General features: G+C 58.0%; 8 protein-coding genes. 4 read left to right on the top strand and 4 right to left on the bottom strand.

Translation table 11 applies throughout. The annotated features are described in order from the left end of the window. Positions 1-21: 21 nt before the first annotated feature. The 4 genes from QZR30_RS26310 to QZR30_RS26295 form a co-directional block, all read right to left on the bottom strand. Positions 22-411 carry a hypothetical protein gene (locus QZR30_RS26310; RefSeq protein WP_056846017.1) on the bottom strand — a complete coding sequence of 130 codons (390 nt, stop codon included), beginning with the start codon at positions 409-411 and terminating at the stop codon, positions 22-24. A gap of 288 nt (positions 412-699) precedes the next feature. Continuing rightward, positions 700-1089, bottom strand: a complete 390-nt coding sequence (locus QZR30_RS26305; RefSeq protein WP_311904592.1) for a hypothetical protein — start codon at positions 1087-1089, stop codon at positions 700-702. Then, on the bottom strand, positions 1086-2495 hold the full coding sequence (locus QZR30_RS26300) for a PAAR domain-containing protein (RefSeq protein ID WP_311904591.1): 1410 nt from the start codon (positions 2493-2495) through the stop codon (positions 1086-1088). Before QZR30_RS26300 ends, QZR30_RS26305 begins: the two co-directional genes overlap by 4 nt. Before the next feature lie 62 nt (positions 2496-2557). Then, positions 2558-3040, bottom strand: a complete 483-nt coding sequence (locus tag QZR30_RS26295; protein ID WP_056846021.1) for a hypothetical protein — start codon at positions 3038-3040, stop codon at positions 2558-2560. A gap of 215 nt (positions 3041-3255) precedes the next feature. Here QZR30_RS26295 and xylA point away from each other — a divergent pair, with 215 nt between their 5' ends. The 4 genes from xylA (at position 3256) to QZR30_RS26275 (ending at position 8490) form a co-directional block, all read left to right on the top strand. Further along, complete coding sequence (xylA, locus tag QZR30_RS26290; RefSeq protein ID WP_043050246.1) at positions 3256-4572, top strand: xylose isomerase; 1317 nt, start codon at positions 3256-3258, stop codon at positions 4570-4572. Between the two features lie 101 nt (positions 4573-4673). Further along, positions 4674-5672, top strand: coding sequence for a D-xylose ABC transporter substrate-binding protein (gene xylF, locus QZR30_RS26285; RefSeq protein ID WP_043050245.1), 999 nt, complete (start codon positions 4674-4676; stop codon positions 5670-5672). 136 nt (positions 5673-5808) lie between these two features. Next, entirely contained in the window at positions 5809-7353 is a 1545-nt protein-coding gene (gene xylG, locus QZR30_RS26280) for a D-xylose ABC transporter ATP-binding protein (RefSeq protein ID WP_311904589.1), read from the top strand. Beyond that, complete coding sequence (locus tag QZR30_RS26275; RefSeq protein WP_198721322.1) at positions 7354-8490, top strand: sugar ABC transporter permease; 1137 nt, start codon at positions 7354-7356, stop codon at positions 8488-8490. Positions 8491-8736 lie beyond the last annotated feature (246 nt).

Raw genomic sequence — 8736 nt, 5'->3', positions numbered from 1 at the left:
CCTCAGGGAGGCCCGTCCTATCTACCTAAACTTTAAAACTATGAATACAGTTATCAGCCAAACACCCGTGCCAACTATCATTGCTAAATGTAGGTTCAGTAGGCGTTTTAGGTAAGGGGGAAAGTTTTCATAATCGATAGGGCTCAAGTCGCCAATGCGGATATATGTCCTTGGCATCGCTATCATCCCGGTGATTTTTGCCATCTCCAACAACGACCAAATATAGCCGCGCCTCCCCAGGCTCGGCCCCCAAAGATAAATATAGCGACTGTTCTTCAACGCCTCTTTTATCGCATCCAAATGTCGATGACTCAGGAACAAGCTGTACGCAATACTCACGAGTTCGAGCACAAAAGGCCCCCCGGCAAAGATAATTGCAACCCAAGGTGGCCAAGTATCGATGTTAGTCATGGTATAGCCTCGTAGATCTTTTCAACCACGTAATCACCACCTTGACCACCGTAGGTGGTACCTGCCCATGCGCCAGCTTCTACAATGGCTGCGATACAGATAACAGCGCCGCCCATCCACCCAAACCACCGAAGAACGTGGCCCCAGCGAACTTCCCGCTTCCGTAAACTTGATCCTCCTGCAATCCTCCCCAGAGGCTCCTTTACACACCTGCTGGATTGCCAGTAACGAGTACGCGCAGGTTTGCCTGATCAGGACAGCGGGCCTCATATGAGGCCCGCTTTGAGGTCACCTAAATCTAAGCAGTACAACCACGACACCCATCCAAATACAGGCAACTATCATCATTGCCAAATCGATAACTAAAAGTCGCTTCAGGTAGGGAGGAAACTTCTCGATGTCGACTGGATCAACCTCTCCTATAATGATAGAGGCCCTTGGCCAAACCACCATTCCGGCGATTTTCGACATTTCCAAGAGAGACCAAATCAAACCGCGCCTCCCCAAACTTGTCCCCCATATGTACATATAACGACTATTTTTTAGAGCCTCCTTCATGGCTTCCAGATGACAATGAGTAAGGTAAAGGCTAAAAGCAAGGCCAGCAGCTGCAAGCAGAATAGGGCCTCCGGCAAAGATAATCGCAACCCAAGGAGGCCAAGTATCCATGTTAGTCATGGTTGTATAGCCTCGTAGATCTTTTCACCCACGTATTCACCACCTTGACCACCATAGGTGGTACCTGCCCATGCGCCGGCTCCTACTAAAGCCGCGACGCAGACCACTCCCCCTATTCCCGTCGTAACACCCAGTGCCAAGCAGACTGAGCCGCCTGTCGCACCGGCTAACGCTCCTGCTCCTACACCAAAAAATGTAGCGCCTGCGAACTTCCCCCCTTCAGTGAACTTGACCCTCTCACATGCAGCTCCAGAATTCGCATTACACACCTGCTGTATAGCCAACAGCGAAGACACGCCCCCAAGACCAATACCGATATAACCACCTGCCTTCATATACTTCGTGGCACGACTAACAGCCTCCACATGAGCGGCATACCCCGGAATCTGCCCCGGCCCGCCCGCCTTGTCCCAGTGATGCACCAGGCTGCGGCTGGAAATACCCAGGGCCGTTTTCAACTTCGGGTGATCGCCCAAAGTTGTCTGGCCGCGCAGGCGCGTGGAGTTGAGCAAATGGGCGTCCAGCTGGTTCATCAGCCGCTGACGATCAGCAAAGAACTGCGGCGATTTAAGGTGGCCGTGCTGCCGATAGCTTTCCTGATGCAGGCGCTCCATCGCCTGGAGTGTGTCGCGCAGATTACTCAGATGCTTCTCCATCACCACCGCACTCACGCCGAGCCAGGTTGAGGTATGGCCGATGAAACCTGCGATTTCGGCGCCGTGGCGAAACAGGAAGTCGGCCTCGTCTGGCGTCAAGGCATCCAGGGAGGCATCGACCTGCCGAGCGGCCTGCATCAGTTGTGCTTCCTGATAGGTGCAGGAGGTGTTGTTCGGATCGCTGAGCACGATCATCGAGCCGGCTTTGACGTGACTTGTATTGGGGTTCAGTGATTGAAACTTGCGCATCGCCGCCGGATCACGAATTGGAAACAGCGTGGCCTCCAACGCTTCGCGAGTCATGCTTTTGGGCACGATATAAAAACCTGGTTCCTGGCTCGAGAGGTTGTTAAATGCGGGCGGCGCCGAATGGCTTGTCGGGGTGTAAGCGTTTTGAGACGGCGCTGCCCAGTGAGTCGTTGGCCGGACCGGCTCCGCGGCTTGCCTGTTGGCACTCACCACCGAGCCACCTCTGCTGTGATACTTGGCTGAAAACACCGAAGGCACCAGCTCGGCTTTACAGGGACAGTCACTGTAGCTATCCAACGTACCGGCCATAAGCCGGCCATGGCTGTTCATGAATGAAATGCCACCGACGATCCTATAGGTTTGCCCATCCTTGCCACAGGTAACTCGGTCACCTTCGCACGCATGAAGAAGGCCATGTATGTTGATTCTGTTATCTCCGTCCAGCACTTCCCCGCCGCAGGTGGTTTTATCACCCAGGCCAATGAAATAACCTACGCTCATTGTTTTTTCCTTAATCTGTTCCGGACGTACCGGCATATTTCCAACAGGACATTGCGCCCCTGCTATTTCATAGACGGTAGAAAATCTTTTGCCAATGGAACGCCCTGACGTTCAATCAAAATTGACGAGTCTTGAGGCGTATTAATAATCTGGTCGCCATTGCTGAGATAACTGCCTACCAGCGCGAGATGGCCATTATCTTCGCCCGATCCTGTCACGATAGGCGCTTGAGTGCCGTCGGCATATTCCACGTAATCACCCTTGTGTGCCGCACGTACTTGCGAGCCGTCGGCCAATCTAAACTCAAGCCCCGAAGCGGTTTTCTTGATGACACCACCGTTACGGGTCTGACTGCCTTCGGCGGCAATTCGGTAAATAGCAATAGGCGGGTGAGCGTTGCAATAAGCCTGCTGATCCTTAACGAGCTGCAAAGCGCGCTCATTGAAGTTGGATAACTGCTGCTCCGTAAAGGGTGATTTATTTAATTGATTGAGTAAGTCAGGCGTCACTTCATTGGTATATAGCGAAAAGTGCGATGCGTTCATGATGTTTTCCTTATTGGTGGTCTTAGCTGACACCCCTAAACTTTGAAGAGGCATATCCCCACCGTAAAGTCAGACGTTTCCCTAAATCACGTACTCCCTGAGCCGTTCTGAACGCCCCACTCAAAATCGCACTACACCTTGGTGATTTTCATAATCAGCACCCCAGGTGCCGTTGCTAGTATCCAGGCACCGCCAAGAACAATAAGGAAACCGCCATGCCGTACTTTCCCGGTGTCGACAAGGTTCGCTTCGAAGGCCCTGCCAGCGAATCCCCCCTCGCCTTTCGCCATTACGACGCCAACAAACTCATCCTCGGCAAACCCATGCGGGAGCACCTGCGCATGGCCGCCTGTTACTGGCACACCTTTGTGTGGCCAGGGGCGGATATGTTTGGCATGGGCACGTTCAAGCGCCCATGGCAGCGCAGTGGCGATCCGATGGAGCTGGCGATCGGCAAGGCGGAGGCGGCCTTTGAGTTTTTTTCCAAGCTGGGTATCGACTACTACAGTTTCCACGACACCGACGTGGCGCCGGAGGGCAGCTCGCTGAAGGAGTACCGCAACCACTTTGCGCAGATGGTCGATCACCTGGAGCGTCATCAGGAACAGACCGGCATCAAGCTGCTATGGGGCACCGCCAACTGCTTCAGCAACCCGCGTTTTGCCGCCGGGGCCGCGAGTAATCCGGACCCGGAAGTGTTCGCCTTCGCTGCCGCCCAGGTGTTCAGTGCGATGAACGCCACGCTGCGGCTCAAGGGTGCCAACTATGTGCTGTGGGGTGGCCGTGAAGGGTATGAAACCCTGCTCAACACCGACCTCAAGCGCGAGCGTGAACAGCTTGGGCGTTTTATGCGCATGGTGGTGGAGCACAAGCACAAGATCGGCTTTACGGGTGACCTGTTGATCGAGCCTAAACCCCAGGAGCCGACCAAGCACCAGTACGATTACGACAGCGCCACGGTGTTCGGCTTCCTGCATGAGTACGGCCTGGAGAAAGAAATCAAAGTGAACATCGAGGCCAACCACGCGACATTGGCCGGGCACAGTTTTCATCATGAGATCGCCACCGCCGTGTCACTGGGGATCTTCGGCAGCATCGACGCCAACCGCGGTGACCCGCAGAACGGCTGGGACACCGACCAGTTTCCCAACAGCGTCGAGGAAATGACCCTGGCCACCTATGAAATCCTCAAGGCCGGGGGCTTCAAGAACGGCGGCTACAACTTCGACTCCAAGGTCCGGCGCCAGAGCCTGGACGAGGTGGACCTGTTCCACGGGCATGTGGCGGCCATGGATGTGCTGGCCCTGGCCCTGGAGCGTGCGGCAGCGATGGTGCAGGACGACCGCTTGCAGCAGTTCAAGGACCAGCGTTATGCCGGTTGGCAGCAGCCGTTGGGCCAGGCGGTGCTGGCGGGTGAGTTCAGCCTGCAGTCCCTGGCTGAGCACGCGTTTGCCCAGGAGCTGAACCCGCAGGCGGTGAGTGGTCGGCAGGAGATGCTGGAGGGGGTTGTGAATCGGTTTATCTATCGGTGACATTTGCACGACAAATCTATGCACAGAGCGTCAAGGGACGCTCTACAGTTCTACCCGCATCACCTTGTGTCTTTCCAACAACAATAAAGGGACGCACCACCATGAAATCATTCAAACGCACCCTGCTCGCCAGCGCCCTGGCCCTGCTTGCCTTGCCGGTGATGGCCGATTCTGCTCATCCGAAGATCGGTTTCTCCATCGATGACCTGCGCCTGGAGCGCTGGTCCCGCGACCGCGATTACTTTGTTGCGGCAGCGGAAAAACTCGACGCCAAGGTGTTCGTGCAGTCCGCCGATGCCAACGAGCAGAAGCAGATTTCCCAGATCGAAAACCTGATCTCCCGGGGCGTCGATGTGATCGTCATTGTGCCCTTCAATGCCACCGTGTTGACCAATGCCGTGGCCGAAGCCAAGAAGGCCGGGATCAAGGTGGTGTCTTATGACCGCCTGATCCTCAACGCGGATATCGACGCCTACATCTCCTTCGATAACGAAAAAGTCGGCGAGATGCAGGCCAACGGTGTGCTGCAGGCGGCGCCCAAGGGCAATTACTTCCTGCTCGGCGGCGCACCGACGGACAACAACGCCAAGGTGCTGCGCGAAGGCCAGATGAAGGTGCTGCAACCGGCCATCGACAAGGGCGATATCAAGGTTGTCGGCCAGCAGTGGGTCAAGGAGTGGAACCCTACCGAAGCCTTGAGCATTGTCGAAAACGCCCTGACCCGTAATGACAACAAGATCGACGCCATCGTCGCGTCCAACGACGCCACCGCCGGCGGCGCAATCCAGGCCCTGGCTGCGCAGAAGCTGGCGGGCAAGGTGCCGATCTCCGGCCAGGACGCCGACCTCGCCGCCGTCAAGCGCGTGATCGACGGCACCCAGACCATGACCGTCTACAAGCCGCTCAAACTGATCGCCACCGAAGCAGCCAAGCTCTCGGTGCAGCTGGCGCGCAACGAAAAACCCACCTACAGCTCGCAATACGACAATGGCAGCAAGAAGGTCGACACCATCTTGCTCACCCCGACGCCATTGACCAAGGCCAACATCGACCTGTTGGAAAAGGACGGGTTCTATACCAAAGAGCAGATCGGCCTGTAGGAGCTGGCTTGCCTGCGAAAAGCGCCAACGATAACGCAGCGCTGCCAGGCAGGCCCGCGTCGCCTGCGCGATTTTCGCGAGCAAGCTCGCTCCTACAGTGAGCGTGTTTTATCGGCCTTTTGTGTGAGCCATCGCCATGTCGCACTACCTGCTGCAAATGAACGGCATCGTCAAAAGCTTTGGCGGTGTCAAGGCGTTGAATGGCATCGACATCAAGGTACGACCGGGGGAATGCGTCGGCCTGTGCGGCGAGAACGGTGCCGGTAAATCCACCTTGATGAAGGTGCTGTCGGCGGTCTACCCCCATGGCACCTGGGAGGGTGAAATCCTTTGGGATGGGCAGCCGCTCAAAGCCCAGTCCATCAGCGAAACCGAGGCGGCCGGCATCGTTATCATCCACCAGGAACTGACCCTGGTGCCGGACCTGTCGGTGGCCGAAAACATCTTCATGGGCCACGAGCTGACCCTGCCCGGCGGGCGCATGAACTACCCGGCGATGCTGCACCGTGCCGAAGCCTTGATGCGCGAGCTGAAGGTGCCGGACATGAATGTGGCGCTGCCGGTGTCGCAGTACGGCGGCGGCTATCAGCAACTGGTGGAAATCGCCAAGGCCCTCAACAAGCAGGCGCGCCTGTTGATTCTTGATGAGCCTTCTTCGGCATTGACCCGTTCGGAAATCGAGGTGCTGCTGGACATTATCCGAGACCTCAAGGCCAAGGGCGTGGCCTGCGTGTACATCTCCCACAAGCTCGATGAAGTGGCAGCGGTGTGCGACACCATCGCGGTGATTCGCGACGGCAAGCATATCGCGACCACCGCCATGGCTGACATGGACATCCCCCGGATCATCACGCAGATGGTCGGCCGCGAGATGAGCAACCTTTACCCCACCGAGCCCCATGCAGTGGGCGAAGTGATCTTTGAAGCGCGCAACGTCACCTGCTACGACGTCGACAACCCCAAGCGCAAGCGTGTCGACGATATTTCCTTTGTGCTCAAGCGCGGCGAAATCCTCGGCATTGCAGGGCTCGTAGGCGCCGGGCGCACCGAACTGGTGTCGGCACTCTTCGGCGCCTACCCCGGCCGCTACAGCACCGAGGTGTGGCTGGACGGGCAGCTGATCGACACGCGCACGCCGCTCAAGTCGATCCGCGCCGGGCTGTGCATGGTGCCCGAGGACCGCAAGCGCCAGGGCATCATCCCCGACCTGGGTGTGGGCCATAACATCACCCTGGCGGTACTTGATACCTATGCGCACCTGACCCGCATCGACGCCGAGGCCGAACTGGGCAGCATCGACCAGCAAATCGCGCGTATGCACCTCAAGACCGCCAGCCCGTTCCTGCCTATCACCAGCCTCTCCGGCGGCAACCAACAGAAGGCCGTGCTGGCGAAAATGCTGATGGCCAAGCCCAAGGTGCTGATCCTCGATGAACCCACGCGGGGTGTGGATGTGGGCGCCAAGTACGAGATCTACAAGCTGATGGGCGCGCTGGCGGCCGAAGGCGTGTCGATCATCATGGTCTCCTCGGAACTGGCCGAGGTACTAGGGGTATCCAACCGCGTGCTGGTGATGGGCGACGGCCAGCTGCGGGGCGATTTCGTCAATGCCGGCCTGACCCAGGAACAGGTGCTCGCCGCGGCGCTCAGCCAACCTAATAACCATCGGAAGACCCTGTAGATGAATCAGGTCAAACACCTTTTCACCCGCTACAAAATGCTCGCGCTGGTGATCGCCGTGGCGTTTATCTGGCTGTTTTTCAGCTGGCAGACCGAGGGCGGCTTCCTCACCCCGCGCAACCTGTCCAACCTGCTGCGGCAGATGTCGATCACCGGAATATTGGCGTGCGGCATGGTGCTGGTGATCATCAGCGGCGAGATCGATTTGTCGGTGGGCTCGTTGCTCGGGCTGCTGGGCGGGCTGGCGGCGATCCTCGACGTGGTCTATCACGTGCCGCTGCTGGCCAACCTCAGCCTGGTGGCGCTGTGCGGCCTGATGATCGGCCTGGCCAACGGCTATATGACCGCTTACCTGCGCATCCCCTCGTTTATCGTCGGCCTGGGCGGCATGCTGGCATTTCGCGGGATTCTGCTGGGGATTACCGGCGGCACCACCATCGCGCCGGTGTCGCCATCGCTGGTGTATGTGGGCCAGGGCTACTTGCCTCACACGGTGGGCGCAGGGTTGGGTGTATTGCTGTTCGCGCTGACGCTTTTTCTGACCTGGAAACAACGGCGCAACCGCGCACTGCATGGCCTGGCCGCGCACTCGCTGGCGCGTGACGGGCTGCGTGTGGTGCTGATCGGCGCGGTGCTCGCCGGGTTTGTCACCACCCTCAACAGCTACGACGGCATCCCGGTGCCGGTGCTGCTGTTGCTGGTGCTGCTCGGCGTGTTCAGCTACGTCACCAGCCAGACCGTTTTTGGTCGACGGGTGTACGCGGTGGGCAGCAATATGGAAGCCACGCGGCTGTCAGGCATCAATGTACAGGCGGTAAAACTGTGGATCTTCGGCATCATGGGCGTGATGTGCGCCCTCGCCGGCCTGGTCAACACCGCCCGCCTCGCTGCCGGGTCACCGTCGGCGGGCAACATGGGCGAACTCGACGCCATCGCCGCCTGCTTTATTGGCGGCACCTCGATGCGCGGCGGCTCGGGCACGGTATACGGCGCGTTGCTCGGGGCCTTGGTGATTACCAGCCTGGACAACGGCATGTCGATGCTGGACGTGGACAGCTATTGGCAGATGATTGTGAAAGGCAGCATTCTGGTGCTGGCAGTGTGGGTGGATGTGAGTACGCGGGCGGGTCGGCGGTAAGCCCATACTTACCAACACTGGAGAACCCTGTGGGAGGGGGCTTGCTCCCGATGAGGGAGTGTCAGTGAACACATCTGTGACTGACACACCGCCATCGGGAGCAAGCCCCCTCCCACATTTGTCTGCATTTCAAATGAGGGGTTGGTGGCATTTGGTCATGGTTTTTAAAGGGCCAGCAAGGCGTGTCCCTTTAAATTGCAGGACGTTTCCTAGACAATCCCTGCCGCCTTGTGCCTGCTGGAATCG

The organism is Pseudomonas sp. rhizo25 (assembly GCF_031931935.1).
Taxonomy (GTDB): Bacteria; Pseudomonadota; Gammaproteobacteria; order Pseudomonadales; family Pseudomonadaceae; genus Aquipseudomonas; species Aquipseudomonas synxantha.
This window is presented reverse-complemented; position numbering and strand designations above follow the sequence as displayed.

Bases quoted from the DNA above. Each gene is read 5' to 3' on its own strand.
- xylA (WP_043050246.1), top strand. From the start codon at position 3,256: ATGCCGTACTTTCCCGGTGTCGACAAGGTTCGCTTCGAAGGCCCTGCC.
- xylG (WP_311904589.1), top strand. From the start codon at position 5,809: ATGTCGCACTACCTGCTGCAAATGAACGGCATCGTCAAAAGCTTTGGC.
- QZR30_RS26275 (WP_198721322.1), top strand. From the start codon at position 7,354: ATGAATCAGGTCAAACACCTTTTCACCCGCTACAAAATGCTCGCGCTG.
- QZR30_RS26295 (WP_056846021.1), bottom strand. From the start codon at position 3,040: ATGAACGCATCGCACTTTTCGCTATATACCAATGAAGTGACGCCTGAC.
- QZR30_RS26305 (WP_311904592.1), bottom strand. From the start codon at position 1,089: ATGACTAACATGGATACTTGGCCTCCTTGGGTTGCGATTATCTTTGCC.
- QZR30_RS26300 (WP_311904591.1), bottom strand. From the start codon at position 2,495: ATGAGCGTAGGTTATTTCATTGGCCTGGGTGATAAAACCACCTGCGGC.
- QZR30_RS26310 (WP_056846017.1), bottom strand. From the start codon at position 411: ATGACTAACATCGATACTTGGCCACCTTGGGTTGCAATTATCTTTGCC.
- xylF (WP_043050245.1), top strand. From the start codon at position 4,674: ATGAAATCATTCAAACGCACCCTGCTCGCCAGCGCCCTGGCCCTGCTT.